The following is a 24217-nucleotide window of genomic DNA, read 5'->3' on the forward strand; positions in this document are numbered from 1 at the left end:
CTCCAGGGGTGAACGATGCCGGACGGACGGACGCGCGTATAGCGGAAGGGCGAATCAAGCGCAACCCGGCCGGGGTAAGGGGCTGGCTGGCCAATCACTCCGGGTCGAGGACGCAGCCTTCTCCCAGCTCCCCGATGCCCCGGAGTGCCCGTTTAGGCAGGCGCCGCGTGGTGGTCTGGGTCTCGTCGCTCTCGATGTTCCCCGTCGTGGTGACGACCTTTCCGGTGAGGAAGTTTATGCTCGTTACGGTTGTATCGCCGGTCATTCGGTTGGTGTTGTCGCGGTCATAGCCGATGAGCCCGAAGCGCCCGCCCGCATAGCGGAACCGGTAGGTGCAGAAGCCGGCGTCGGAGCCACCGGCGTTGGAGAAATAATAGAGGTCGACCTTGAGGCCGCCGCGGTCGATGGCGACGCCGCCCGCCTCGCTCAGCGGGTCGGACTGGGCGAAGGAGGTCACCCGCGGGATCAGCGTGTGGTTCTCCAGCACCAGGCGGTAGCCCTCGCCGGCTGCGAGCGCGGTGGCAAGGATGCGGGGATTGGTATCCACCCTTTCCTCCTCCGACCATTCCGGGGTGAGGATATTCGCGGGGTTCCTGTCGCGCAGCACGAGCACCAGGTCCTCGGCCCCGTCCATGTCCAGGTCGCCACGGATCTCCTTCTCCGGCACCCAGCCCTCCGGCACGAAGCCAGCCGCCGAGGACGCATTCCCGGGAAGGGACGGATAGTCCACCTCTGGCACATCGAATTCCTGGGCAGCGGCCGGCCAGCCGAGGAGGATCAGCAAGGCGGCGAGCGGGGCGGCGCGGCGGAGCATGGCGGAAATCTCCGGTACCCTCGGGGGCGACTACTCGAACAGGCTCGAGACGCTCTCTTCGCGGTTGGTGCGGCCGATTGCTTCGCCGAGCAGCGAGGCGATCGGGATGGTGCGGATGTTGCGGGCGATCTTCACCGCCTCGGTGGGCTGGATCGAGTCGGTGATGACCAGCTCCTTCAGCTTGGAATTGGTGATGCGGGCCACCGCCCCGCCCGAGAGCACGCCGTGCGTGATGTAGGCGGCAACGTCCCTCGCGCCGTTCGCCAGCAGCGCTTCCGCCGCGTTCACCAGCGTGCCGCCCGAATCCACGATGTCGTCGATCAGGATGCAGGATTTGCCCTTGACGTCACCGATGATGTTCATGACCTCGGACTCCCCCGCCCGCTCGCGCCGCTTGTCGACGATGGCCAGCGGCGTGTCGAGCCGCTTGGCGAGCGCCCTGGCGCGCACCACGCCGCCGACGTCCGGCGAGACGACGACCGTGTTGGAGACGTCGAGATGGTGCTTGATGTCCCGCACCATCACGGGGCCGGCGAAGAGATTGTCCGTCGGGATGTCGAAGAAGCCCTGGATCTGGCCGGCGTGGAGATCCATGGTCAGCACGCGGTCCGCTCCTGCCCGGGTGATGAGATTGGCGACGAGCTTGGCCGAGATCGGCGTTCGGGGTCCGGGCTTCCGGTCCTGGCGGGCATAGCCGAAATAGGGGATCACCGCCGTGACGCGCCGCGCCGAAGCCCGCTTCAGGGCGTCGATGATGATCAGCAGCTCCATCAGGTGATCGTTGGCGGGAAAGGAGGTGGATTGCACCACGAACATGTCCTGTCCGCGGACGTTCTCCTGAATCTCGACGAAGATCTCCATGTCGTTGAAGCGCCGGACAACGGCCCTGGTCATCGGCACGTTGAGGTAGGAGCAGATGGCTTCGGCCAGTGGCCGGTTGCTGTTGCCTGCCACGATCTTCATCATGCCCGAAATCCCCTGATCCGCCCTGCTTGCGCGGCTCTATAACAACCGCATGACGCGCTGCAAAGGGGCTTTCACGCAGCTTCCCCTGCGACTTCAGCCTACTGGAAGCGCTTCACGATGTCGAAGATGCCGCCGGCGGCCGCCTCGGCGACCGCAAGGGCGGCTGGCCCCCAGCCGGCATCGAGGGCACCCTTCGGCACCTCGTTGGCCTGCTTCACGTCGCCCAGCGTCCTGCCGTCGGGCGAGCGCACCTCCCAGCGCACCGAAACGGCCTCGTTGGACTCGCCCTTGGCGGCCACCTTCACCCGTCCGACGATGGTGAGAGCATCCGGGCCGGGCTTGCTCACCACCGGCCAGCCGGCCGCCGAGAGCGTCTTGCGCATTGCGGCGGTGAGTTCGGCATCGCCCGCGCCGGGGGAGCCTTCGACCGGCACCACCGCCACGGCGCGGATCTCGCGCTGGCCCGGCTTCGCGCTGGCGGGCTTCGCCTCCGGGCGTGCTTTCGCCTCGCGGTCCGTCTTGCCGGGAGCCGCGGCCGAGGCGACCTCGGCTTCGGGAGCCTCCCCCGAAACCTCGGCATTTTCTTCCGGCGCCGGCGCAGCGGCCGAGGGGCCGTCGGGCTCCGCCACGCGCGCCATCAGCGCCTCGCCGGGAATGGGCTCCACGGCGGCAACGGTGGGGGGAATGTCCTCGTGCTTCACGATCTTTCCCGCGCCTGCCAGCATGGCGGCGCCGAGCCCGCCGAGGCCCGGCCCGTTCACCGTCTCGAAGTCGATCTCGCGATGGGCATCGCGCGCCGCTGCGGCAAAATACTCCGCCGGCGGCGCGGTCAGCCCGGCAAGCCGCGCGGCATAGCCCATGGCGGCGAGCTTGTTCGCCATCTCCTCCGCTGTCCGCCGGGCGATGCGGTCGAGAACGGCGCCGGAGACGCCGGCCCAGGGATCACTGCCCGCATGAACCCCGGCATTGTCCTCCCCGTCGATGGTGGCGATCAGCACGCCCTCGGCATCCCGGAACTGCCAGCGATAGGTGATGCTCACCCCCGCGCTGGCGTTGCTGGCGCGGAATTCGCCCGACAGGCTGAACACGCCGGACTGGAAATCGCCTTCGACGAAACCGATGTCGTGCTGGCCGCCCGCGGCGGAGAGCGCGGAGCGGAGCTCGGCGAGCTTTCCCGGAGGAATGCCGGTGATCTGCTGCACGGCAACCGGCGGCACGGTCTTGCCCTTGGGCTCGGCACGTCCCGCGGACCCTGAAGAATCGGTCAGGATCGAACTCGCAGAGCAGGAGGTCAGCAGCAGGACGAGCACGGTCATCACCGCGCCGTAGGCCACGGCGCGGAACGACTCCAGCCATCTGATGGTGACGCTCGGCTGCATGCTACCGAATTATCATCTCCAGCGGCGCCGTTGAAACCGGCTCAAGTTTCTTTTCCCCCACGATGTAGGTGCGGCCAAGGCAGAAGGCGGCACCGGCCTCCGAATTCATCAGGATCATGTGCGCGAAGAATACCATGCCGGGGCCGATCTCAACAGGATTGTCCTTGTAGAACATGGGGCTGTCCATCCAGCTCGGGGTGAACTTGGCGCCCAGCGAATAGCCGCAGGCGTTGAGCCGGTGCTCGCGCATGCCATGCGCGTCCATGACCCTCGCGTGAGCGGCGAAGACCTCTCCCGCCGTGCGCCCGGGCTTCAGCTGCTCCTCGACCGCCGCGAGCGCCTCGCGGCAGGCGGCATCCATCGCGACATGATGCTTCGTCGGCTTGCCGACGACGAGCGTTCGCATGAAGGCCGCGTGATAGTGCCGGTAGACGCCTGCCCACTCGAGCGTCAGCTGGTCGCGCTTTCCGAGCTTGCGGCGCCCGGACTTGTAGCGGCAGAGCAGCGCGTCGCGCCCTGAGCCGATGATGAACTCGTTCGCCGGATAGTCGCCTCCGCCGGCGAAGACGGCGCCCTGCTGGGCGGCGAGGATCTCGCCCTCGTCCGCACCCGCCTTGGTCTTGCGGATGGCGGCCTTCAGCGCCGCATCGCCGAGTTCGCCCGCCTTGCGCACGTAGCGCAGCTCCGCCGGCGACTTCACCACCCGGATCATGTTCACGAGGTCGCTTGCGTCGGCCAGCCGGCAGAAGCCGTCGAGCGCCGCATCGACGGCCTTGCCGTTCGCATGGGTAAGTCCATAGGACTGGTTCTCGATGCCGAGACGCTTGCCCTTGCAGCCGAGCTCTTCGAGCATGTCGCGGAGCTGGGTCGAGGGCTTCGCACCCGCCGCGTCGGTCCAGATGCGGATGTCCTCGATGAGCGAGGTGTGCTGCGCCTGGCGCAGGTCGGCGGAGCGTGTGAGCAGCGCCAGCCTGCCATCCGCCCCGAGATAGAGGCACTGGAAGAAGCAGAAACCGAAGGTATCGTAGCCCGTCAGGTAGTACATGCTCTCCTGCTGGAACATCAGCAGTCCGTCGAGCCCGTTCCGCGCCATCGCCGTGGTGACGGCCGCGATGCGGCGGTCATATTCGGCGCGTTCGAAATGCAATGCCATGTCTTCTCCCTCTGCCCGCCCGCTTAGGCCAGCGCAATGGCCGAAATGAGCCGGCCATAGTCCTTTTCCTTGCGGTGGGTCGCCCGGCGATAGCTGAAAAACCGCTCCTCGTCACCGAATGTGCACAGTGACAGGTTCACCACCCTGCCCACGCCTTCCTTCCGCAGGCGGTCTTCGAGGTAGGCCGGAAGATCGAACATGGCGTGGCCGGGCCGGGGCGAAGGGGCAAAATAGCGGGCGTTGGCCGGGTCGGCCTCGGTGAAGCGGTCGGGAAACTCCGGACCCACCTCGTAGGCCTCCTGCGAGATCATGGGCCCGATCACTGCGACGATGCGGGAGCGTTCCGCCCCCTGCTCCTCCATCACCTCGATAGTGCGGCGGGTGATGCCGGTGAGCGCCCCCTTCCAGCCCGCATGCGCCGCGCCGACGACGCCCGCTTCCCGGTCTGCGAACAGGAGCGGGCCGCAATCGGCGGTGAGGACCCCCAGCGCCACCCCCGGCGTGCGGCTGACCAGTGCATCGACCCGCGGGCGCTCCTCCCCCTCCCAAGGCCCCGACACGACGGCGGCCTCGGCACTATGCACCTGCCAGGCGGAGAGCAGGCATTCCGGCCGGACGCCGAGCCGTTCCGCCACGATGGCGCGGTTCCTCATGACCGCCTCGCGTTCATCGCCCGAGCCCATGCCGCAATTGAGCGAGGCGAACACCCCGCGCGAATGCCCGCCCTGCCGCGTGAAGAAACCGTGGACGATGCCGTCGAGGCGAAGGGCGTCTGATTCGATCATGGGCGTCCGAAGGGATAAGGCATTCCGAGTCCCGGCGAGGTGGCGGCGAGCACCTTGAACAGGTTACCCATCTCCTTCTCCGCTGCAAGCCGCTCCATCTGCCGGTGGAGAGTGGCGCGCGTTTCCAAAGTGGCGCGGGAGGCAAGCTGCTCGAAGCGTGGTACGAGCCCCATGGCGAGCAGGAAATCACGCTGGGTGAGGGCCGGCCAGGCCTCCGCTCCGCCCGCCCTGAACGCCTTTGCGAGCGCGGCGAAATCCACATGCGAGGTGAGGTCCGCCTCCCCGGGAGCTTCGGTGACGGGCACGAAACGGTGGCGGCGCATGGCCTGCAGCGTGTCGCCGGGGGCGGAGACGAGGTGGCCGTAATCGATCACCAGCGCAGCACCGGCGTGGCGCGCCAGCCGCCCCCCGATGGCGCGCGCCACTGCCTCGCGCTCGGGGGCGAATTCCACGATGGCGCCCTCTGCACCCTCGCCCCCCGGCACCTCGGGACCGAGGCCCAACACGAGCCGCCCGTTTTCGAGGCCGACCACCCGTTCATGCCAGCGGCCACCGCGCTTCTCCCGCTGGCGCACCGGGAGGGCGTCGAAGAATTCGTTGGCGATCAGGATCATCGGTCCCTCCGGCACCGCCTCGAACTGCCCATGCCAGCTTGGCCCTTCGCCGAGCGCTGCCTTCTGCTTGTCCCGAAGCACCGGGCTGGTCTCGACGAGATGGACGGCAGCAGCAGCCGCAAAGTCCGGCGCGGCCTTGCGGACCGTACGCAGGATGTCGGCCATCAGCGTGCCGCGGCCGGGCCCGAGTTCCACCAGGTGGAAGGCCGCGGGCCTCCCCATCGCCCCCCAGGCGGCCACGGCCCAGACACCGACCAGTTCGCCGAAGACCTGGCTCACCTCCGGCGCGGTGACGAAATCGCCGCGCTCGCCCAGGGGATCGCGCGTCATGTAATAGCCATGCAGGGGATGCCCGAGGCACAGGCTCATGTAGCGGTCGAGCCGCATCGGGCCCTCGCCCGCGATCACCTCGCGGATCAGCGCCTCAAGCGGCGGCATGGCGCGACCTGACGAGCAGCCAGACCCCGACGGCGCAGAGCGGCAGCGACAGGATCATGCCCATGGTGATGAACCCCGCGAAGTAACCGAGGAAGGCGTCCGGCTCACGGAAGAACTCCACCAGGATGCGCGCCATGCCATAGCCCAGCGCGAAGATGCCGGAAGCACGGCCCGGATGCTGGAGCGCTCCGTGCCTATGGGTGGCGATCCGAACCGCCAGGAACAGCACCAGACCTTCGAGAACCGCCTCGTAGAGCTGGCTCGGGTGGCGTGGCAGCTGCAGCGGGTCATCCGGGAAGACGAAGGCCCAGGGCACATCGGTTTGACGGCCCCAGAGCTCGCCGTTGATGAAGTTGGCAAGCCGCCCCAGCCCCAGCCCCACCGGCACCGAGGCGGCACCGAGATCGAGCATCCGGTCGAGCCCGGCGCCGATCCTGCGGCCATAGAAGAAGCAGACGACGACCACCCCCAGAAAGCCGCCATGGAAGGACATGCCACCATCCCACATCCTAGCGATTTCAAGGGGATAGGCGAGATAGTGAAAGGGTTTGTAGAAGAGGACGTAGCCCAGCCTGCCCCCCACGACGACGCCCAGAACCGACCACAGGAAAAAATCGTCGACCTGGGCCGCCGTCATCGTGGGTTTCACCCTGCCCCAGAGCCCGGGATTCGAGACGAGCCGCTTCATGTACCAGGAGGCAAACAGCAGCCCAGCGATATAGGCGAGCGCATACCAGCGGAGCGCAAAGGGCCCGATCTCGAAGATCACGGGATCAATCCCGGGAAACGGCAGCGCGGCGGGAGAGAGGGCCTGGGCAATCATGGCGGGCGGGACACTGGTCGCGCCGGCACCTTCCGTCAAGCCCGCGCTGCCGCCGGCGCGCCATGCCGCATCTTGAAATGGGGGGCGAAACCCCATAGCTGGGTCTGAAGGAAAGGGCCCACGCACATGACCACCTCTCAGACCCGCTTCTTCGACGAACTGGCCAAGCTGATGACCAACGCGGCGGGAGCTGCGCAGGGCGTGCGCCGCGAGATCGACACGCTGGTCCAGTCCCAGATGGAACGCATACTCAACAACATGGACCTGGTGAAGCGCGAGGAGTTCGAAGCCGTGAAGGCCATGGCACAGAAGGCGCGCGAGGAGAACGACGCGATCGCGGCCCGCCTTGCCGCGCTCGAATCGAGGCTCGGCGGCGAAACCGCATCGGCCTCCGACTCACGCGCCGACTGATGCTGAGAAAAGCTTCTTATTGACTCTAAGTCACCGGACTCTGCCGCAAACGTTTCTGCCCTCGCGGCTGAAAAAGCCCACTCCCCTGTGGAGGAATCATTAAGATTTGCGTGCCGACTCTTGATGCGACTCAACGGCTTCGGCAGTTTGCCTCGTGTGGCGCGGCGGGTGATTCGTCAGCCAACGGAGGAATGACCGATGGCCCTGGAGGCCCTTGAAAGCGACGAACTCTCCAATCCGCTCGACCGCGTCGAACGGCTTGCCGAGGCTTACCAGTGGGCCTTTTCGCGCACCAATTCCGGCGAAGTGACGATGCAGGTCGAAGGCGGCTGGAGCGACATGACCGTCGCCCTCAACTGGCGTGACGAATTCGAGATTCTGCATGTGGCGGTGAGCCTCGAGATGAAGGTGCCGCCCCCGCGGCGCGACGAGGTGGCGCGGCTCCTGGCCCGCATCAACGAGCAACTGCTCGTGGGTCATTTCGATCTCTGGCATGCCGACGGCAGCCTCGTCTTCCGCAACAGTCTCCTGCTCTCGGGCAATGCCGAGGCCAATGACGCGCAGTGCGAGGCGTTGATCCGCTTTGCGGTCGAGACCTGCGAGCGCTATTTTCCCGCCGTGCAGTTCGTCGTCTGGGCCGGCCAGAGCGCCACGGAGGCTCTCGAGGCGGCGATGATCGACACATGGGGAGAAGCCTGATGGTGAAGCTTGCCGGAACGCTCGTGCTGGTCGGTGCCGGCAAGATGGGCGGAGCGATGCTCGAAGGCTGGCTCAGGGGCGGCGCGGATCCCGCCCGCATCGTCGCCCTCGACCCACGGCCACCGGCCGAAGTGCTGGCGCTGATCGAGCGCCACGGCGTCCGCCTCAACCCCGACGTGACGGCGATCCGCGATGCCGAGGTGGTGGTGATCGCGGTGAAGCCGCAGCTCATGGAGGAGGTGCTGCCCGGCGTCGTGTCGCTCGGGGCCTCGAAACCCCTGGTGCTCTCGGTGGCGGCGGGCAAGACGATTGCCTCCTTCGAGCGCCATTTTGGCGCCGCTGCGGCTGTTGTCCGCACCATCCCCAACACGCCGGCCGCGGTGGGCCGCGGCATCACCGCGATGGCGGCCAATGCCAATGTGTCGGAGGCGCAGCTGGCTCTGGCCCGCAGGCTGCTCGAGTCGGTTGGCGAGGTCGTCACCGTAGCCAACGAGGGCCTGATCGACGCCGCAACGGCCGTCTCGGGCTCGGGCCCGGCCTATGTCTTCTATCTCACCGAATGCCTCGCCGCCGCTGGCGAGAAGGTCGGCCTGCCGAAGGATCTGGCCATGCAGCTCGCCCGCGCCACCGTATCGGGTGCAGGCGAACTGATGCGCCAGTCCGGAATCGAGGCGGCGACGCTGCGCCAGAACGTCACCTCGCCCAAGGGCACGACCCACGCCGCGCTCGAGGTGCTGATGGCCGAGGACGCCATGCAGCCGCTCTTCGACAGGGCCATCGCCGCGGCCACGCGCCGCTCACGCGAGCTGGCGAGCTGAGGAACCATGACGATCTCCTTCGACGATTTCCTGAAAGTGGACATCCGCGTCGGCACCATCATCGCCGTCGACCCCTTCCCGGAGGCGAGAAAGCCAGCCTTCAAGCTCAGGATCGATTTCGGCCCCGAGATCGGCGTCAAGAAATCCTCGGCCCAGGTGACCAAGCTCTATACGCCGGAATCCCTGATGGGCAGGCAGGTGGCGGCCGTCGTCAACTTCCCGCCGCGCCAGATCGGGCCTTTCATGTCCGAAGTGCTGACACTGGGCTTTCCCGACGAAGCGGGAGAGGTCGTGCTGGTGGCCGTTGAGCGCAAGGTGCCCAATGGCGGAAGGTTGTATTAGGGCACGCGCTTGCGGAATCATCCGCCGTGCGGGCTCCACGAGGCGCACCCCCGCGGTCCAGCCTGGGGCGCCGGAGCAGGCTTGAAGGAAGCTGGCTCCCGGACTTCGCCAGGATGACGGCTTCAAGGAGTTGGAGAAGCTGCCTGCCCCTCACCCCAGCCCGAACATCTTCCGCCAGTTCGCCATGGCCTGCATCCATGGGTTCTCGGCGGCGGGGCCCTGGCCCCAGATGTCCATCGGGGGCTTCATGCCGAAGATCTTCTCGTAGGACTCGAGCGTCGCCTTCCACGTCTCCGCCATCGAGGCGAATGACTTCGCGTCCACGCCTTGGGCCATTGGCCGCTCGGCGATCATCTGCCCGAGCTGCTCCCAATAGTTCTGGGCGTTCTGCAGATGCATCATCCACACGTCGTTGACGGGGCCGGGCGGAATCACCTGGTGGCCGGCACGCATGGCGAGGAACAGGAACTTGCGGTATTCCTCGATGACGCGCTGCGCCATCTCGGCATTCTGCCCCATCTGCTTCTGCATCGCCTCCATGAGCGGTGCAAAGGCCTGGAGGCCCTCCGCATTCATCATGTTGAGCTTGAGCCAGAGCGGGTCCAATCGGTAATCCATCATGGGCACTCCTATACCGGAACCTGCACAACGGCGCGAAGCCCGCCTTTCGGACTATCCTCGAGCCTCAGTTCCCCGCCATGGGCGCGCGCGATGTCGAGCGCGATGGCGAGGCCAAGCCCCGTACCTGTCTCGTCGAGGTTGCGGGCATTGTCGAGGCGCACGAAGGGGCGGAAGGCCTCCGCACGCTGGTCCGGCGGAATCCCCGGACCGTCGTCGTCCACCATGAGGATCAGCATGTGGTCGGCAACCTTCGCCGTCACCTTCACACTGCGTGCATAGCGCACGGCGTTGCCGATCAGGTTGGCCAGCAGCCGGCCGAAGGCGTTGGGCTTCACCCGCACCATCTGGCCTTGCGGCACGTCCGCCTCGACCGTCCCGCCGGCGCGCTCGCAGGCCCGCACGGCGCCGTTCACGAGGCTGGCGAGTTCCACTTCGCGCGGCACCTCGCCCGCATCGCCCTTTACGAAGGCCATGTAGGCCTCGAGCATGCGCTGCATCTCGTCCACGTCCTCCTTCAACGGCTTCACCTTGGGTCCGTCGCCCAGGAAGGCGAGTTCCAGCTTGAAGCGCGTGAGAATGGTGCGGAGATCGTGGCTGACGCCCGCCAGCATCGCGGTGCGCTGCTCCACCTGGCGGGCGATGCGGTCGCGCATGTCGAGGAAGGCCTCTCCCGCGGCCTTGACCTCGCGTGCACCGCGCGGGCGGAAGACGCCGACGTCGCGGCCCGTGCCGAAGCTCTGCGCGGCGCGGGCCAGGTCGGTAATGGGCCGGATCTGGTTTCTCAGGAAGATGATGGCGATGCCGAGCAGCAGCAGCGAGGACATGAGCATCAGCATCAGGAGGAAGCCGGTGCTGGTGGCGAGCGTTCGCTCCTCGCGCGGCATGAAGCGGAACACCACCTGCGGCTCGACCTGCACGCGCACGTCCACGACGTTTGGCTGGCCGCGGCTGTCGATCCAGAAGTCCTTGCCCGTCTCAACCGTGAGTTCGCGCGTGAGCCGCGTGTCGGCTCGCGAGAAGAACGGCTCCGGCAGGGGCTGCGGCAGCACACCGCGCTCGATCGACAGGCTGAGCTTCAGCGTGCCGTTGGCCAGCCGCTCGATCCTGTCCTCCGCCGCAGGGCTGCGGTCGCTCTCCTCGTAGAGCTGGATCAGCAGGCTCACGTCGCGCGCGAAGGACCGGGCGAGCAGCCGCGTGACGTTCTCGAAATGCCGCTCGAAGATGAGGCCGGTCATGATGGTCTGCAGCAGCACCACCGGCGCCACCAGGATGATCAGGGCCCGCGGAAACAGGCCTTCGGGCATGTGGCGTTCGAGGAAGGCGTTGAAGCGGTCGTAGAGCCAGTTCTTCGCCATGGCTCAGCTGTCCTCAGTCGACGTGCAGGACATAGCCGGCACCCCTCACCGTCTGGAGGTGGACGGGATTGGAGGGGTCGTCCTCGATCTTCTGGCGCAGCCGGTTGATCTGGACGTCGACGCTGCGCGCGCCCTCCTCGGAAGCTTCCGGCGCGAGCTCGCCCCGCGCCACCGGGATGCCGGCGCGCGCCGCGAGGACGCGGAGGAATTCCTTTTCCCGGCTGGTGAGCCTGACGGGCTCCTCGCCGCGGCGCAGCTCGCCGCGCTGGAGATGGAACACATAGGGCCCGAAGGAGACTTCCCCGCGCCCGCGCCCGCCCTGCTCCTGGCGGCGCAGCAGACCCCTGATCCGGAGGAGAAGCTCGCGCGGCTCGAAGGGCTTCGCCAGGTAATCGTCGCTCCCCGTCTCGAGGCCGGCGATGCGGTCGGAGGGATCGGCCAGCGCGGAGAGCATCAGCACCGGCACCCCGTTTCGTTCCGCCCGGAGCGACTGGGTGAGGGACAGTCCGGTTTCGCCCGGCATCATGATGTCGAGCACCACGAGGTCATAGGCCATGATCCGCATCTTCTCGCGCGCTTCCGCGGCGGTGGCGGCGGCCGAGATGCGGAAGCCGTTCTCCATCAGGAAGGTCTGGAGCAGCTGCCGGATGCGCCGGTCGTCATCCACCACCAGGATGTGGGGAAGATCATCCACGGCCCTTCTCCCCCTCGCCGAGGAGACTCGCACGGTCGATCCAGTCCCGCACGGCTTCGCGGTTCTCGGGCGAGACCATGTGATAGAGCACCTTGCGATAGACAAGCCCCGCATTGCCGCCGGCGAGCGAGACCGCGCGGCGGATGCGGTTCATCTGCGGCCGCATCAGGCGCTGGCGCAGCTCCTCGCCGGCTTCCGTGAGGTAGAGCAGGCGCTGGCGTCGGTCGCTCTCGCCCTCCTTCTGGAAGACATAGCCCTTGTCGATCAGCTCCTTCAGCACGCGGCCCAGGCTCTGCTTGGTGATGCGCAGGATGTCGAGCAGCTGCTGCACCGTCATGCCGGGGTCGCGGCCCACGAAATGCAGCACCCGGTGATGGGCCCGGCCGAAACCGAACTGGGAGAGGATCTCGTCCGGGTCGGACACGAAATCGCGGTAGGCGAAGAACAGCAGCTCGATGAGTGCAACCGTTTCCTGGTCGCTGGGTGCATCGCCGCCGGTCTCCGGAGCAGAAATTACGTCAGCCATATTGACATATTTAACCGTCATCGTTACGCTCGTCCACCACATAACGAAATCATGTTGCGGGAGCCCTCTTCCGGGACCACTCCTCGCCACATATAGGCCGGACAGGAGCAGCAAGCCATGGCGATCATACCCTTCGACCAGCGCGACGGTTGGATCTGGTTCAATGGCGAGATCGTGCCCTGGAAGGATGCCAAGGTCCATGTGCTCACCCATGGCCTGCACTACGGCTCCTGCGTGTTCGAGGGCGAGCGCGCCTATGACGGCGTCATCTTCAAGACGACCGAGCATTCGGTGCGGCTGCGCAAGTCGGCCGAGATCATGGACTTCGAGATCCCGTACTCGGTGGAGGAGCTGAACGCTGCCAAGGACAGGGTGGTGGAGTTGAATGGCGGCGGCGACCAGTATGTGCGCCCGGTGGCCTGGCGCGGCTCGGAGATGATGGCGGTCTCCGCCCAGCACAACAAGATACACGTGGCGATCGCCACCTGGGCCTGGCCCTCGATGTTCGACCCCGAGACCAAGATGAAGGGCATCAAGCTCGACATCGCGGACTACCGCCGCCCGGACCCGCAATGCGCCCCGGTCCACGCCAAGGCTGCGGGCCTCTACATGATCTGCACGATCTCCAAGCACAAGGCGGAGAAGAAGGGCTATGCCGACGCCATGATGCTGGACTGGCAGGGCCGCGTGGCCGAGTGCACCGGCGCCAACATCTTCTTCACGCGTGATGGCGCCATCCACACGCCGATCGCCGACTGCTTCCTGAACGGCATCACCCGCCAGACGGTGATCGCGCTGGCCAAGGAACAGGGCCTCGAGGTGATCGAGCGGCGGATCATGCCGGAGGAACTCCCCTCCTTCAACGAGTGCTTCATCGTCGGCTCCGCCGCCGAGGTGACGCCGGTTGCCGAGATCGGCCCCTACCGCTTCACCCCCGCCAACATCAGCCGCACCCTGATGGACGCCTACACCAATGCGGTGAGGCCGAAGTCGAAGGCGGCGTGAGCCACGCCTGCGATTATCTCGTCATCGGCGGCGGCTCCGCGGGAGCCGTCGTCGCCAGGCGCCTGAGCGAAAGGACCACGGGCCGCATCATTCTCCTCGAAGCCGGGAAGGCCGACGAGGGCGATCCCGCCGCCGTCGATCTCGCAAGGCTCGACGAGCAGACGGATGATTATGACTGGGGCTTCACCGCCTCGACCCTGCCCGGCGCCCCGCCCCTCCTGAAATATGCCCGCGCCCGGCTGCTCGGCGGCTGCGCCAACCACAATGACTGCGCCTTCATCCGCCCGCCCGCCTCCGATTTCGACGAGTGGGAACGGCTTGGAGCCACCGGCTGGAACGCCGAGGCAATGGCGCCTTACTGGCAGCGCATCGCCGACACCATCGCAATCGAGCCTGCCCCCTGCCACGAGGCGAGCCGCCGGTTCATCGAAGCGGGGCTCGAGCTCGGGCTCGATGAGGTGGATTTCGGCCGCGAGGTGCGCCAGGGCGTCGGCCTTTTTCCGCTCAACGCCCGGGGCCGGCTGCGGCAATCATCCTCCGTCGCCTATCTCCATCCGCTCCAAGGCCTGCCGAAGCATCTCGAGGTGTGGACGGAGTGCATGGCCACCCGCCTGTTGGTGGAGAACGGCCGCGTGGTGGGCGCGGAGACGGCGCGCGGCGAGATCCGCGCCGCGAGGGCGGTGGTGCTCGCCTGCGGATCGATCCAGACGCCGCAGCTGATGATGGTCTCGGGGCTCGGTCCTGCGGCGGAGCTGAAGCGGCACGGCATCCGCGTCATCGCCGACCTGCCGCATCTCGGCCGGAATCTGCGCGACCATGTGGCGGCCCCGGTGGTGTGGGAGACACATGAGCCGGTCTCGGGCTGGGAGGTCTGCCCTTTCGAGGCGACGATGATGCTGACGCTCGACAAGGAGGCGCCGGCCCCCGACATCCTCTTCCATTTCGGGCTGCGCGTGCGCGAGAAATATGCCGACAATCCGCGCCTCGCCACGCAAGGACCGGCGGTGAAGGCCTCGCCCAACGTGACGCGCGCCAGGAGCGAGGGCGAAATCCGCCTCTCCAGCCCCTCCATGGCCGACAAGCCGGCGATCGCCCTCAACTACTTCACCGACCCGCATGACCTCGATCTGCTGCTGCGCGCGCTGCGCTTCACCCGCAAGCTCGGCCAGACCCGCGCCATGGCGAAGCTCGTCCGCGCAGAGGTTCACCCGGGCCCAGCCGTCGAGAGCGACGATGAATGGAAGGCCTATATCCGCGAGGTCTGCGAGACCGTCTATCATCCTTGCTGCACCGCGGCGATCGGCCGGGTGGTGACGCCGGACCTGAAGGTGATGGGCCTCGACGGCCTCTACATCGCCGATGCCTCCGTCTTCCCTTCCCTCATCACCGTCAACATCAATTCGGCAGTGATGATGGTCGCGGAAAAGGCAGCAGACCTGATCGCCTGAGCAGAGCCAGCCTTGCACGGGCGGTTACGGCCGCGCGCCCTTTCTTGCGAGTTCATCCATGAAGGCCTTGACCTTGCCGGGCGGCACCTCGCGCACCTCGCCCGGCGCCAGCCCTTCCAGCGTGAAGGGCCCGTACTGCAGGCGGATGAGGCGGTTCACCATGCAGCCGAAATGCTCGAACAGCCTCCGGATCTCGCGGTTCTTGCCTTCCTTCAGCACGCAGCGGTACCAGCGGTTCTGCCGCCCCTCGTGGCCTTCCTCTTCCGTGAACTCGGCGCCGCGGTAGTGGATGCCGTCGATCGTGATGCCGCGCGCCAATGCGGCGAGATCGGCGGGCTTCAGCTGCCCCCGCACCCGCACCCGGTAGACGCGGGAGAGTGCCGTGGCCGGGCTCATCATCGCCTGGGCGAGCGGGCCGTCGGAGGAGAGCACCAACAGTCCTTCGCTGTTGACGTCGAGCCGGCCCACGCTCATCACCCGCGGATGCGAGCGCGGCCAGCGCGGGGGCTTCAGCGCCGGGAGATCGAAGATCGTCGGGCGTCCCTGCGGATCGCGGTGGGTGACGAGCACGTCCACCGGCTTGTTCATCAGGAAGAGACGCGGCAACGGCCGCAGCGCGGGCGCCACGGGCTTGCCGTCCACCGCGACGGCATCGCCCTCCTCCACCGGCATCGTGGGCTCGGCCTTCGCGCCGTTCACGCTGACACGCCCCTCGGCCACCAGCCGCTCCGCCTCGCGGCGGCTGCCGATCCCGGCACGCTGGAGAAAGACGTTGAGCCGCATCAGCCGCCGGTGACGGGCGGGAAGAACGCCACTTCGCGCGCGCCCGAAACGGGTGCATCGAGAGCCACATGCGCCTGGTCCACCGCGGCGCGCAGCGTGCGCCGCTCGGAGAGGGCCGCGGCCACCGCCTCGTCCCGGGAACTCAGGAAATCGATCAGCTGTGCCACGGTCGAGACCGAGGCGGGCACCTCGACCTCCTCGGAACTGCGGCCGGCGATCTGCCGGATGCGGGCGAAATACAGTATTTTCATTCAATCCACGACATGACGGATGCCGGCCCGGAAATAATCATAGCCGGTGTAAAGTGTAAGACCCGCCGCGATCCACAGCATGCCGATGCCGATCTCCGTCGTATAGGGCACGAACCTGTCGCCCGCGGGGCCGGCGATGAGAAAGCCGATTGAGACGAGCTGCACCGTGGTCTTCCACTTGGCGATCTTGGTGACCGGCACCGAAACCTGCAGCTCGCCCAGATATTCGCGAAGCCCCGAGACCAGCACCTCGCGCGACAGGATGATGATCGCCGCCCAGATATGGCCGCCCGCCAGAATGCTGTCGGCGCACAGCACCAGCAGCACCACGGCGACGAGCACCTTGTCGGCAATCGGATCCAGCATGCGGCCGAGCGAGGATTGCTGCTTCCAGCGCCGCGCCAGGTACCCGTCGAAGAAATCGCTGATCGCCGCCAGCACATAGATGGCGAGCGCCGTCAGCCGCGCCGTGTCGCCGCCCCACAGGAGGAGACCCGCGACGATGGGCACCGCCACGATCCGGCCATAGGTCAGGATGTTCGGAAGGTTCCACACCTTCGAATACTGCAGGGCCTTGCCGCTTTCGGTTCCGTCCATCGTGCTCATTCTGCACTCTCGTGGAAGTGGTCGTAAATAGCCTGCGCCAGCGCCCGGCTCACGCCATCCACGGCGGCGAGGTCGGTCACGCTGGCCCGCGCCACCGCTTTGGCCGAACCGAAGGCCTGCAGCAAGGCCTTCTTTCTGAGCGGCCCGATCCCTGGCACCTCGTCCAGGGGGTTGACGCCGATGGCCTTCGACCGCCGTGCCCGGTGCGAACCGATGGCGAAGCGATGCGCCTCGTCCCGGAGGCGCTGGATATAATAGAGCACCGGGTCGCGCGATTCGAGCATGAACGAGGCCCGCCCGGGCACGTGGAAATGCTCGCGCCCCGCGTCGCGGTCCGGCCCCTTGGCGACGCCGGCCACGGGAAGGTCCGACAGGCCGAGCTCGTCCAGCACGGTTTTCGCCGCCGACAGCTGGCCCTGGCCTCCGTCGATCAGCACGAGGTCCGGCCAGGCCTGGACGTCCTTTCCCTCTTCGGCACCCCGCTCCTCGCCCTGCTCGCGGACGAGCCGGCTGAAGCGGCGGGCAAGCACCTCGCGCATCATCGCGAAATCGTCCGAGCCGATCTCCTCCGTGCGGATGTTGAACTTGCGGTATTGCGATTTGACGAAGCCGTCTGGCCCCGCCACGATCATGGCGCCCACCGGGTTCGATCCCTGGATGTGCGAGTTGTCGTAGACCTCGATCCGCCGCGGCTGCTCCACGAGGCCGAAGACGCGCTGCACGCCTTCGAGCAGCTTCGCCTGGGACGAGGACTCGGCCATCTTCCGCCCCAGCGCCTCGCGGGCGTTGCTCAGTGCGTGCTCGACGAGGCTCTTCTTCTCGCCGCGCTGCGGCACCGCCACCTCGATGCGGCGGCCGGCGTGGGTCGAGAGCGCCTCCTCCACGAGTTCGCGCTCGTCAATGTCGTGCGAGAGCAGCACGAGGTCCGGCACCGGCTTGTCGTCATAGAACTGGGCGAGGAAAGAGGCGAGGATCTCCGGCGCCTCGTGGCTCTTGTCCGCCTTGGGATAATAGGCGCGGTTGCCCCAGTTCTGGAAGGAGCGGAAGAAGAACACCTGAATGCAGGTCTGCCCGCCCTCCTGCGCGAGGCCGAAGACGTCCGCCTCCTCGACCGACTGCGGGTTTATGCCCTGCGTCTGGGTTACGAAGCTCATCGCCTGGATGCGGTCCCGGCAGGCGGCGGCCCGCTCGAAATCGAGCGCCTCGGCGGCCTCCTCCATCTGGCGCGCCAGTTGCGCCTTCACGGCCTGGCTCTTGCCGCCGAGAAATGCCTCGGCCTCGCGCACCAGTTCGTCATGCGCCTCGGGTTCGATGTAGCCCACGCAGGGCGCCGAGCAGCGCTTGATCTGGTAGAGCAGGCACGGCCGCGTGCGGTTGGCGTAGACGCTGTCGTTGCAGGAGCGGATCAGGAACGCCTTCTGCAGCGTGTTGATGGCGCGGTTCACCGCACCCGCCGAGGCGAAGGGGCCGTAATAGCTGCCCTTCCGTGTCCGCGCCCCGCGGTGCTTCACCAGCTGCGGCACGCGATGATCCTTGGCGATGAGGATATAGGGAAACGACTTGTCGTCCCTGAGCACCACGTTGAAGCGGGGCTTCAGCTTCTTGATGAGGTTTGCCTCGAGGAGCAGCGCCTCTGCTTCCGTGGCGGTGGTCACGAACTCCATGTTGGCGGTGAGCGAGATCATCGCCGCGATGCGGCTCGAGTGGCCCCACGGCCGCGTGTAGTTCGACACGCGGTTCTTCAGGTTTCGTGCCTTGCCGACATAGATGACGTCGCCCTTGCCGTCATACATGCGGTAGACGCCGGGCCTTCCGGGAAGCCGCGTCACGAAATCCCGGATGAGATCGGCGCCGGCGAGGGCGGGCCGAGGCGAGTCTTCCGGAGCTTGGGCAGGTTCGGTGATCATCGTGGGTCTTCTATATCCCTGCCCCCAATTGGGGAAGATCGGGTTCCCGCACAATGAAAAACCGGCGCCTCGGGGGCGCCGGCCTGCTTCAGAGGATCCTCGTGGGGGACTTTACGGCCCGTAGGGGCTCACGCACTCCCGTACCCGGCCGCTGTAGGACACCCACGTGTTGTTGCGGGGGTTGTAGGACCGGTAGCGGTCTTCGCACCAACGGACATGGCGGCTGCTGTAGCCGTCGTAATCGTCGTAATCGCGGGTGCTCAGGGCGATCCCGGCACCGACCAGCGGCAGGACCCACCATGGATTCTCATAGTAGTACCCGCGATAGTAGTGGCGGCAGTGATTGTTCCATCCACTGCAGCGCCGGCCATGGCGGTTGCGCTCGTAGGTGCGCGGGCGGTTCCAGTTCTTCCTTCCAATGTGATCGTTCCGGTGGCGGACTTCCGTCAGCAATGGCGAACCACCCGTCTCGATCACGGGCGTCTGCTGCCGAAGTGTGAAGGCGGAAGCCTCCACCGTGGAGAAACCGACGATTCCCGCCCCGAGGGCGGCAAGTGCGATGAGGCTGTTTCGTAACATGAACGCGAACTCCCTTGCTTGCCCCGGCCGCTCTCCTCGCCGGGAAAGCGCTGCGGGTGTGCTCGGGAAACGGCAGGTTACGCAGATGGTTCCTGCGAAACCGGCGGGAAATGCAATCCAGTGTGCAGAACTCCACTCATCGCTGGCGCTCGATCTCCACGCCGACGCTGCGGGCGTTGGGAATGATGTCCGGCTTCTCGACCCTGACGCGGGCCGCCACCACGCGACGGTCCCTGAGGCAGGCGGAGGCGATTTTCTCGCACAGCGTCTCCACGAGATTGATGTGGCCCTCGGCGATGATCGCCTCCACCTTCTTCACCACGATCTCGTAGGAGACGACATGGCCGATGTCGTCGTCCTTCGGCCCCTCGCCTTCCTTCACCGAAAGGTCGATGTTGACGATGATGCGCTGCGGGTCGCGCTTTTCATGCTCGTAGATGCCGATCAGCGCCATGAGCTCGAGGTCGCGCACGAAGACGTGCCGGAGCCCCGAGGCGGCGCTCGCCACGTGATGGCTGATCATGGGCTTCTTCATTCATTCACCTCGACGACGTCCGGCGTCTGCCAGACCAGATGCTGCCCGCCGTCGAGCGCGATCATCTGCCCCGTCAGCGCGGGCTGGGACAATATGAACTTGACGGCGGCGGATATCTCCTCCGGCGACGTGCCGCGGCCCAGCAGCGTCAGGGCGGCTTGTTTGTCGAACTCCGCCTGGTCCATGCGGGCGGAAGGGAGCGCGGGGCCGGGGCCGATGGCGTTGACCCTGATCCGCGGGGCCAGGGCCTGGGCGAGTGTCCGCGTCGCCGTCCACAGTCCGGATTTCGAGGTGGTGTAGGAAAAGAATCTTGGGTTTAGCTTCCACACCCGCTGGTCGATGATCGAGATGATGTTGCCTTCCGTGCCCTCCGGCAGTTGCCGCGCGAAGGCCTGCGAGAGGAAGACGGGTGCGCGGAGGTTGGTGTCGAGATGTTCGCCCCAGCTCTCCTGCGTGATGGCGCCGACCTCGTCGGGCTCGAAGAGCGAGGCGTTGTTGATGAGGCAGGTGAGTCCGCCGAGCGCCGCGGACGCCTCGGCGATCAGCCGGTCCGGCACATCGGCGTCGGAAAGATCGCCCCGCACGATCACCGCGCGCCGCCCCATGCCGCGGATGAAGCCCGCCACCTCCTCCGCCTCGGCGGGCGAGGTGTTGCAGTGGACGGCGACGTCCCACCCCTCCTTGGCGAGGTCGAGCGCAAGCCTGCGCCCGATGCGCTTCGCCGAGCCGGTGACGAGGACCGACCTGTTCATGCCACAGGCTTCGGCATGAGGATGACGTAGTGCTTCCTTACCGTCTTTACCGTCTCCCAGGTGCCGGTGAAACCCGCAGGGATGATGAAAGCGTCACCCTTCCGGAGCGTCCAGGACTTGCCCTCCGCATTGGTGAGGATGGCCTTGCCCTCGATGAAATGGCAGAACTCCCATTCCTCGTACGCGACCTTCACCTTGCCCGGTGTTGATTCCCAGATGCCGCAATAGAGACGGTCATCCTCGCCGGTGAAATGGTTCCATGTCTTCGTGCGGTACTTGCCCTTGACGAGTTTCGCCTCGTCGGGCTTGCCCCTGTCCGGCTTCGGCGCTCCCTTGCCCTTGGTCTTCATCACCAGAATGTCGGCCATGTTGCTGTCCCCCTGTTTGCAGTCGCTAGTTCACTCGCTTCAGAAGCTCTTCGCGGCCGGCCGAGAAGCCCGAGGCCACCCACCAGTCTTCCAGCCGCCGCAGCGTCTCTCCGATCCCGGGGCCAGGCTGAAGCCCGGCGGCGAGAAGATCGCGGCCCGAGACAGGGAGCTTCGGAATCTCCCAGCGCTCCGGCAGGCCGAGCAGGTCTTGCCAGGCGCCATCGTCGGGCGATGCTTCCGATCTGGCCCACGCGATATGGACGAGGTCCCGCCAGGCCTCCGCCCCGATCTGGTAGAGGATGACGCGCTGCTCGGCCGGACGGAGGGCGGGAGACGGCGGCGGCAGCGAGACGATGGCCTCGAGCCGCTTTACCTCGTGGTTGGAAAGCCGCCAGCGCTCCTTCATGGCCGTCGGGTCTTCGGCCAGAACGGCGAGGCGGAGCAGCGGGTCGGGCGGCAGCCGCGAGATCACGCGCCACTCCCGTGTGTGGCCAAGGCAATGGGAGAGGATGCCGTGCTCCGCCATCAGTTGCAGCGTCGGCACGGCGCCAGGGGCGGCCAGGAGCTTGAACATCTCCTGGCGGATGCGCTCCGCCGAGAGCCCGTCGAGCCCCGAGCGGCGCTCGACGCAGGCCGCGAGCCCCGCCTGGTCCGGAGTGCCCTTGCCATAGCGGGCGTGGAACCGGAAGAAGCGCAGGATCCGGAGGTAATCCTCCTCGATCCGCTGCGCGGGGCTGCCCACGAAGATGATTCTCCTTCGCAGGATATCGTCATAACCATTTGTATAATCGTAGATTTTTCCTTGCGCATCGCTGTACAGCGCGTTGATCGTGAAGTCCCGCCGGAGCGCATCGGCCTGCCAGTCGTCGGTGAATTTCACCCGGGCGCGGCGGCCGTCCGTCTCGACGTCGTGGCGCAGCGTGGTGACCTCGAACGGGTGATGGTCGGCCACCACGGTCACCGTGCCATGCTCGATGCCGGTGGGGTGGACGCTCATGCCCCCGGCCGCGCAGGCCTCGGTCACCTGCTCGGGCGAGAGCGTCGTGGCAAGGTCCACCTCGGTCACCGGTTCCTTCAGGAGAGCGTTTCGCACCGCGCCCCCCGCGACCCGCGCTTCACCGCCAGCAGCGGCGATGGCAGCCATCACCCGCTGCAGCGGCGGCGCCTTCAGCCATCTGGCCCGGGCAAGGGAGGGAAGATCGGTCATTGCGTCTCGTACATCAGGGAATAAAGGTTCCGGATCATGCCCGCAGTGGCGCCCCAGATGTAGCGCCCCTGCCATGGCATCGCATAGTAGAACCTCTCCCGGCCCTGGTAATCCCGCGAATGGCGGGCGTGATGCCCGGGGTTCATGAGGAAGGCGAGCGGCACCTCGAAGACATCCGCCACCTCGCCCGCATGCGGCACCACGGTGAAGCCTGGCCGGACGATGCCGACGACGGGAACGACCCGGTAGTTGGTGCTGGTGAGATAGGTGTCGAGAAAACCAAGGGGCTCGACGAAGGAGCGGGCGATCCCGGTCTCCTCCTCGGTCTCGCGGAGGGCGGCGGCAACCGGGCTCTCGTCCGTGTCGTCGATGCGGCCCCCGGGGAAGGCCACCTGCCCGGCATGCCGGCTCAGATGGGGCTGGCGCTCGGTGAGCAGCATGTGGAGGCCATCGGCTCGGGAGACCAGCGGCACCAGCACGGCGGCGGGTTTCGGCGCCACCCCCTCGGGGATCATGCGGGCTTCAGGGTTGAGATCGTCGTCGCTCAGCCTGTGAAGGGCGGGCGCCTTCCGGTGCAGCCGCTCGGCGGCACGCCTCCGGAAATCGGTTTCGTCGAACACGGCGCTCAAGATGCGGCAAGCCCGATCTCGGCGGCCCTCTGCATGGGGTAGAAGCGCCCGGAGGACCAGACGCCGAACCACCCCTCCTCGACCCGTCCCGCCGCCGCAAGATCGTAGAACAGGGCCCGGCTCACCAGCGCCTCGAGCCTGGCCCTGACCAGCACATAGGGCTTGAGGCCGCCGGTGCCCTCCTCCTCGGCGAAACGCAGCGGGTGGCCCTCGTCCACCGTCACCTCGTCATCGACATTGGTCTCGAAGCGGATCACCTGGGCGCGGCCCTCGCCCTCCACCTGCATACGCACCGCGGTGAACGGCGCGTCATCCACCCGGATGCCCACCTTTTCGACCGGGGTGACGAGATAATATTTCCCGTCCTCGTCGTGCCGCAGCACCGAGGCGAAGAGCTGCACCAGCGGCTTCCGCCCGATGGGGGAATTCATGTAGAACCAGGTGCCGTCCTGGGCGATCCGCATGTCGATATCGCCGCAGAAGGGCGGATTCCAGAGATCGACCGGCGGGGGGCCCTTGGCCTTCCGCGCCTCGTTCAGCCCCTTCAGGGGGTTGCTTGCGTCTCTCTGTTCTGTGCTCATGGTGTCCGCAACGGTGAGTCGGGCCCCTTACCCGCCTCTTTTAGGCCATTCTCGTTCACGAGGATGTCATTAAGAACAACGTTGGCGCGCCCGCAATATGGCCGCGTTCCAGGAATTATAGTGAGCCCCATGCCGAGCATCAACGAAGCAGACCGCCAGATCATCGCCGACCTCGAAACCGTGGGAGAACGCCTCGGGCGGGCAAGGGCCGCGATCGGGCGGGTCATCTTCGGCCAGGACGAGGTGGTGGAGCAGGTGCTGATCGCCATCCTGGGCGGCGGGCACGCGCTCCTGGTGGGTGCGCCCGGCCTCGCCAAGACCAAGCTCGCCAGCACGCTCGGCCGCGTCCTCGGCCTCGAGGAGAAGCGCGTGCAGTTCACGCCGGACCTGATGCCGGCCGACATCCTCGGCTCCGAGGTGATGGAGGAGAGCGAGACGGGCCGCCGCCAGTTCCGCTTCCTCGAGGGCCCCGTCTTCTGCCAGCTGATGATGGCCGACGAGATCAACCGCGCCTCGCCGCGCACCCAGTCCGCCCTGCTCCAGGCCATGCAGGAGCACCATGTGACGGTGGCCGGCCAGCGCCACGACCTGCCACGCCCCTTCCATGTGCTGGCCACCCAGAACCCGATCGAGCAGGAAGGCACCTATCCGCTGCCGGAAGCCCAGCTCGACCGCTTCCTCGTCCAGATCGACGTTCCCTATCCTTCTCTCGATGCCGAGCGCCGCATGCTCTTCGCCACGACGGGCGCGGCGGAGGAGGCTCCCGAAAAGGTGCTCACCACCACCGAACTGATGAACGCCCAGCGGCTGACGCGGCTGATCCCCGTGGGCGAGCAGGTGGCCGAGGCGATCCTCCGCGTGGTGCGCGCCGCGCGCCCGGGCCCGGAGGCCGACGAGTTCGTGAACCGCAATGTCGGCTGGGGCCCTTCGCCTCGCGCCTCGCAGGCGCTGATGCTGGGCGCGCGTGCCCGCGCCCTGCTGCAGGGCCGGCTGTCGCCCTCTCTCGATGACGTGATGGCGCTGATGGGCCCCGTCTTCCGCCACCGCATGGCGCTCAACTTCACGGCCCGCGCCGACGGCCACACCATCGACGGCACCATCGAGCGGCTGGCCCGGCTGATCGCCTGA

29 protein-coding genes are annotated in these 24217 nt (G+C 66.9%); 7 read left to right on the forward strand and 22 right to left on the reverse strand.

Annotation, left to right across the window (positions count from 1 at the left end; genetic code table 11):
- Positions 1-94 precede the first annotated feature (94 nt).
- From ACK4HL_RS12165 to lgt, 7 genes are all read right to left on the reverse strand, one after another.
- Positions 95-814 carry a hypothetical protein gene (locus tag ACK4HL_RS12165; protein ID WP_409760636.1) on the reverse strand — a complete coding sequence of 240 codons (720 nt, stop codon included), beginning with the start codon at positions 812-814 and terminating at the stop codon, positions 95-97.
- 30 nt (positions 815-844) lie between these two features.
- Positions 845-1777: a ribose-phosphate pyrophosphokinase gene (locus ACK4HL_RS12170; RefSeq protein WP_409760750.1), complete on the reverse strand. Its 933-nt coding sequence runs from the start codon at positions 1775-1777 to the stop codon at positions 845-847.
- Between the two features lie 101 nt (positions 1778-1878).
- Positions 1879-3159, reverse strand: a complete 1281-nt coding sequence (locus ACK4HL_RS12175; RefSeq protein WP_409760638.1) for a hypothetical protein — start codon at positions 3157-3159, stop codon at positions 1879-1881.
- A 1-nt stretch (position 3160) separates the two neighbouring features.
- Positions 3161-4312, reverse strand: coding sequence for a M24 family metallopeptidase (locus tag ACK4HL_RS12180; RefSeq protein WP_409760640.1), 1152 nt, complete (start codon positions 4310-4312; stop codon positions 3161-3163).
- A gap of 23 nt (positions 4313-4335) precedes the next feature.
- The gene (pgeF, locus tag ACK4HL_RS12185; RefSeq protein ID WP_409760642.1) at positions 4336-5097 is read right to left on the reverse strand and encodes a peptidoglycan editing factor PgeF; all 762 of its coding nucleotides are present in this window, start codon (positions 5095-5097) and stop codon (positions 4336-4338) included.
- The gene (locus ACK4HL_RS12190) at positions 5094-6149 is read right to left on the reverse strand and encodes a class I SAM-dependent methyltransferase (RefSeq protein WP_409760644.1); all 1056 of its coding nucleotides are present in this window, start codon (positions 6147-6149) and stop codon (positions 5094-5096) included. The genes pgeF and ACK4HL_RS12190 overlap by 4 nt, the downstream gene beginning before the upstream one ends.
- Complete coding sequence (gene lgt, locus ACK4HL_RS12195) at positions 6136-6972, reverse strand: prolipoprotein diacylglyceryl transferase (RefSeq protein WP_409760646.1); 837 nt, start codon at positions 6970-6972, stop codon at positions 6136-6138. Before lgt ends, ACK4HL_RS12190 begins: the two co-directional genes overlap by 14 nt.
- A 126-nt stretch (positions 6973-7098) precedes the next feature.
- Here lgt and ACK4HL_RS12200 point away from each other — a divergent pair, with 126 nt between their 5' ends.
- The 4 genes from ACK4HL_RS12200 (at position 7099) to ACK4HL_RS12215 (ending at position 9242) form a co-directional block, all read left to right on the forward strand.
- Entirely contained in the window at positions 7099-7383 is a 285-nt protein-coding gene (locus ACK4HL_RS12200; RefSeq protein WP_409760648.1) for an accessory factor UbiK family protein, read from the forward strand.
- Between the two features lie 198 nt (positions 7384-7581).
- Entirely contained in the window at positions 7582-8082 is a 501-nt protein-coding gene (locus ACK4HL_RS12205; RefSeq protein ID WP_409760650.1) for a YbjN domain-containing protein, read from the forward strand.
- Positions 8079-8900, forward strand: a complete 822-nt coding sequence (gene proC / locus ACK4HL_RS12210) for a pyrroline-5-carboxylate reductase (protein WP_409760752.1) — start codon at positions 8079-8081, stop codon at positions 8898-8900. The genes ACK4HL_RS12205 and proC overlap by 4 nt, the downstream gene beginning before the upstream one ends.
- A 6-nt stretch (positions 8901-8906) precedes the next feature.
- Positions 8907-9242, forward strand: coding sequence for a tRNA-binding protein (locus tag ACK4HL_RS12215; RefSeq protein WP_409760652.1), 336 nt, complete (start codon positions 8907-8909; stop codon positions 9240-9242).
- 150 nt (positions 9243-9392) lie between these two features.
- Here the strand turns inward: ACK4HL_RS12215 and ACK4HL_RS12220 are convergent, their stop codons facing one another.
- The 4 genes from ACK4HL_RS12220 to ACK4HL_RS12235 are packed head-to-tail and all read right to left on the reverse strand — an operon-like array spanning position 9393 to position 12438.
- A complete protein-coding gene (locus ACK4HL_RS12220) occupies positions 9393-9860 on the reverse strand; it encodes a hypothetical protein (RefSeq protein WP_409760654.1) in 468 nt (155 codons plus the stop codon).
- Positions 9861-9871: 11 nt separating this feature from the next.
- Entirely contained in the window at positions 9872-11218 is a 1347-nt protein-coding gene (locus tag ACK4HL_RS12225) for an ATP-binding protein (protein WP_409760656.1), read from the reverse strand.
- Positions 11219-11231: 13 nt separating this feature from the next.
- A complete protein-coding gene (locus ACK4HL_RS12230; RefSeq protein ID WP_409760658.1) occupies positions 11232-11912 on the reverse strand; it encodes a response regulator in 681 nt (226 codons plus the stop codon).
- Positions 11905-12438, reverse strand: coding sequence for a MarR family winged helix-turn-helix transcriptional regulator (locus ACK4HL_RS12235; protein WP_409760660.1), 534 nt, complete (start codon positions 12436-12438; stop codon positions 11905-11907). The genes ACK4HL_RS12230 and ACK4HL_RS12235 overlap by 8 nt, the downstream gene beginning before the upstream one ends.
- Positions 12439-12555: 117 nt before the next feature.
- On the opposite strand from ACK4HL_RS12235, the gene ACK4HL_RS12240 reads away from it, so the two are divergent.
- Entirely contained in the window at positions 12556-13443 is an 888-nt protein-coding gene (locus ACK4HL_RS12240; RefSeq protein WP_409760662.1) for a branched-chain amino acid aminotransferase, read from the forward strand.
- Positions 13440-14891, forward strand: coding sequence for a GMC family oxidoreductase (locus ACK4HL_RS12245; protein WP_409760664.1), 1452 nt, complete (start codon positions 13440-13442; stop codon positions 14889-14891). The genes ACK4HL_RS12240 and ACK4HL_RS12245 overlap by 4 nt, the downstream gene beginning before the upstream one ends.
- Before the next feature lie 24 nt (positions 14892-14915).
- On the opposite strand, the gene ACK4HL_RS12250 is transcribed toward ACK4HL_RS12245, so the two are convergent.
- From ACK4HL_RS12250 to ACK4HL_RS12300, 11 genes are all read right to left on the reverse strand, one after another.
- Complete coding sequence (locus ACK4HL_RS12250; RefSeq protein ID WP_409760666.1) at positions 14916-15674, reverse strand: pseudouridine synthase; 759 nt, start codon at positions 15672-15674, stop codon at positions 14916-14918.
- Entirely contained in the window at positions 15674-15925 is a 252-nt protein-coding gene (moaD, locus tag ACK4HL_RS12255; RefSeq protein ID WP_409760668.1) for a molybdopterin converting factor subunit 1, read from the reverse strand. Before moaD ends, ACK4HL_RS12250 begins: the two co-directional genes overlap by 1 nt.
- Positions 15926-16531 carry a CDP-diacylglycerol--glycerol-3-phosphate 3-phosphatidyltransferase gene (pgsA, locus tag ACK4HL_RS12260; RefSeq protein ID WP_409760670.1) on the reverse strand — a complete coding sequence of 202 codons (606 nt, stop codon included), beginning with the start codon at positions 16529-16531 and terminating at the stop codon, positions 15926-15928. It abuts the gene before it with no gap.
- Positions 16528-18438 (reverse strand): excinuclease ABC subunit UvrC, encoded by a 1911-nt coding sequence (gene uvrC, locus ACK4HL_RS12265; protein WP_409760672.1) that lies wholly within the window; start codon positions 18436-18438, stop codon positions 16528-16530. Before uvrC ends, pgsA begins: the two co-directional genes overlap by 4 nt.
- A gap of 111 nt (positions 18439-18549) precedes the next feature.
- Complete coding sequence (locus ACK4HL_RS12270) at positions 18550-19017, reverse strand: BA14K family protein (protein ID WP_409760674.1); 468 nt, start codon at positions 19015-19017, stop codon at positions 18550-18552.
- A 136-nt stretch (positions 19018-19153) separates the two neighbouring features.
- A complete protein-coding gene (gene folB / locus ACK4HL_RS12275; protein WP_409760676.1) occupies positions 19154-19552 on the reverse strand; it encodes a dihydroneopterin aldolase in 399 nt (132 codons plus the stop codon).
- Positions 19549-20304, reverse strand: coding sequence for an SDR family oxidoreductase (locus ACK4HL_RS12280; RefSeq protein ID WP_409760678.1), 756 nt, complete (start codon positions 20302-20304; stop codon positions 19549-19551). The genes folB and ACK4HL_RS12280 overlap by 4 nt, the downstream gene beginning before the upstream one ends.
- On the reverse strand, positions 20301-20672 hold the full coding sequence (locus tag ACK4HL_RS12285; protein ID WP_409760680.1) for a cupin domain-containing protein: 372 nt from the start codon (positions 20670-20672) through the stop codon (positions 20301-20303). The genes ACK4HL_RS12280 and ACK4HL_RS12285 overlap by 4 nt, the downstream gene beginning before the upstream one ends.
- A 25-nt stretch (positions 20673-20697) precedes the next feature.
- Positions 20698-21879 (reverse strand): CCA tRNA nucleotidyltransferase, encoded by a 1182-nt coding sequence (locus tag ACK4HL_RS12290; RefSeq protein WP_409760682.1) that lies wholly within the window; start codon positions 21877-21879, stop codon positions 20698-20700.
- On the reverse strand, positions 21876-22499 hold the full coding sequence (locus ACK4HL_RS12295; RefSeq protein ID WP_409760684.1) for a CoA pyrophosphatase: 624 nt from the start codon (positions 22497-22499) through the stop codon (positions 21876-21878). Before ACK4HL_RS12295 ends, ACK4HL_RS12290 begins: the two co-directional genes overlap by 4 nt.
- Before the next feature lie 5 nt (positions 22500-22504).
- A complete protein-coding gene (locus ACK4HL_RS12300; protein ID WP_409760686.1) occupies positions 22505-23089 on the reverse strand; it encodes a DUF1285 domain-containing protein in 585 nt (194 codons plus the stop codon).
- 129 nt (positions 23090-23218) lie between these two features.
- Here ACK4HL_RS12300 and ACK4HL_RS12305 point away from each other — a divergent pair, with 129 nt between their 5' ends.
- The gene (locus ACK4HL_RS12305) at positions 23219-24217 is read left to right on the forward strand and encodes an AAA family ATPase (RefSeq protein WP_409760688.1); all 999 of its coding nucleotides are present in this window, start codon (positions 23219-23221) and stop codon (positions 24215-24217) included.

It is taken from the genome of Aestuariivirga sp. (assembly GCF_046294715.1).
Classification (GTDB): domain Bacteria; phylum Pseudomonadota; class Alphaproteobacteria; order Rhizobiales; family Aestuariivirgaceae; genus Aestuariivirga.

Excerpts from the sequence above, each read along its gene's own strand:
- ACK4HL_RS12165 (WP_409760636.1), bottom strand. The coding sequence starts at position 814 with ATGCTCCGCCGCGCCGCCCCGCTCGCCGCCTTGCTGATCCTCCTCGGC.
- ACK4HL_RS12170 (WP_409760750.1), bottom strand. The coding sequence starts at position 1,777 with ATGAAGATCGTGGCAGGCAACAGCAACCGGCCACTGGCCGAAGCCATC.
- ACK4HL_RS12175 (WP_409760638.1), bottom strand. The coding sequence starts at position 3,159 with ATGCAGCCGAGCGTCACCATCAGATGGCTGGAGTCGTTCCGCGCCGTG.
- ACK4HL_RS12180 (WP_409760640.1), bottom strand. The coding sequence starts at position 4,312 with ATGGCATTGCATTTCGAACGCGCCGAATATGACCGCCGCATCGCGGCC.
- pgeF (WP_409760642.1), bottom strand. The coding sequence starts at position 5,097 with ATGATCGAATCAGACGCCCTTCGCCTCGACGGCATCGTCCACGGTTTC.
- ACK4HL_RS12190 (WP_409760644.1), bottom strand. The coding sequence starts at position 6,149 with ATGCCGCCGCTTGAGGCGCTGATCCGCGAGGTGATCGCGGGCGAGGGC.
- lgt (WP_409760646.1), bottom strand. The coding sequence starts at position 6,972 with ATGATTGCCCAGGCCCTCTCTCCCGCCGCGCTGCCGTTTCCCGGGATT.
- ACK4HL_RS12200 (WP_409760648.1), top strand. The coding sequence starts at position 7,099 with ATGACCACCTCTCAGACCCGCTTCTTCGACGAACTGGCCAAGCTGATG.
- ACK4HL_RS12205 (WP_409760650.1), top strand. The coding sequence starts at position 7,582 with ATGGCCCTGGAGGCCCTTGAAAGCGACGAACTCTCCAATCCGCTCGAC.
- ACK4HL_RS12215 (WP_409760652.1), top strand. The coding sequence starts at position 8,907 with ATGACGATCTCCTTCGACGATTTCCTGAAAGTGGACATCCGCGTCGGC.
- ACK4HL_RS12220 (WP_409760654.1), bottom strand. The coding sequence starts at position 9,860 with ATGGATTACCGATTGGACCCGCTCTGGCTCAAGCTCAACATGATGAAT.
- ACK4HL_RS12225 (WP_409760656.1), bottom strand. The coding sequence starts at position 11,218 with ATGGCGAAGAACTGGCTCTACGACCGCTTCAACGCCTTCCTCGAACGC.
- ACK4HL_RS12235 (WP_409760660.1), bottom strand. The coding sequence starts at position 12,438 with ATGGCTGACGTAATTTCTGCTCCGGAGACCGGCGGCGATGCACCCAGC.
- ACK4HL_RS12240 (WP_409760662.1), top strand. The coding sequence starts at position 12,556 with ATGGCGATCATACCCTTCGACCAGCGCGACGGTTGGATCTGGTTCAAT.
- ACK4HL_RS12250 (WP_409760666.1), bottom strand. The coding sequence starts at position 15,674 with ATGCGGCTCAACGTCTTTCTCCAGCGTGCCGGGATCGGCAGCCGCCGC.
- moaD (WP_409760668.1), bottom strand. The coding sequence starts at position 15,925 with ATGAAAATACTGTATTTCGCCCGCATCCGGCAGATCGCCGGCCGCAGT.
- pgsA (WP_409760670.1), bottom strand. The coding sequence starts at position 16,531 with ATGAGCACGATGGACGGAACCGAAAGCGGCAAGGCCCTGCAGTATTCG.
- uvrC (WP_409760672.1), bottom strand. The coding sequence starts at position 18,438 with ATGATCACCGAACCTGCCCAAGCTCCGGAAGACTCGCCTCGGCCCGCC.
- ACK4HL_RS12270 (WP_409760674.1), bottom strand. The coding sequence starts at position 19,017 with ATGTTACGAAACAGCCTCATCGCACTTGCCGCCCTCGGGGCGGGAATC.
- folB (WP_409760676.1), bottom strand. The coding sequence starts at position 19,552 with ATGAAGAAGCCCATGATCAGCCATCACGTGGCGAGCGCCGCCTCGGGG.
- ACK4HL_RS12280 (WP_409760678.1), bottom strand. The coding sequence starts at position 20,304 with ATGAACAGGTCGGTCCTCGTCACCGGCTCGGCGAAGCGCATCGGGCGC.
- ACK4HL_RS12285 (WP_409760680.1), bottom strand. The coding sequence starts at position 20,672 with ATGGCCGACATTCTGGTGATGAAGACCAAGGGCAAGGGAGCGCCGAAG.
- ACK4HL_RS12290 (WP_409760682.1), bottom strand. The coding sequence starts at position 21,879 with ATGACCGATCTTCCCTCCCTTGCCCGGGCCAGATGGCTGAAGGCGCCG.
- ACK4HL_RS12300 (WP_409760686.1), bottom strand. The coding sequence starts at position 23,089 with ATGAGCACAGAACAGAGAGACGCAAGCAACCCCCTGAAGGGGCTGAAC.
- ACK4HL_RS12305 (WP_409760688.1), top strand. The coding sequence starts at position 23,219 with ATGCCGAGCATCAACGAAGCAGACCGCCAGATCATCGCCGACCTCGAA.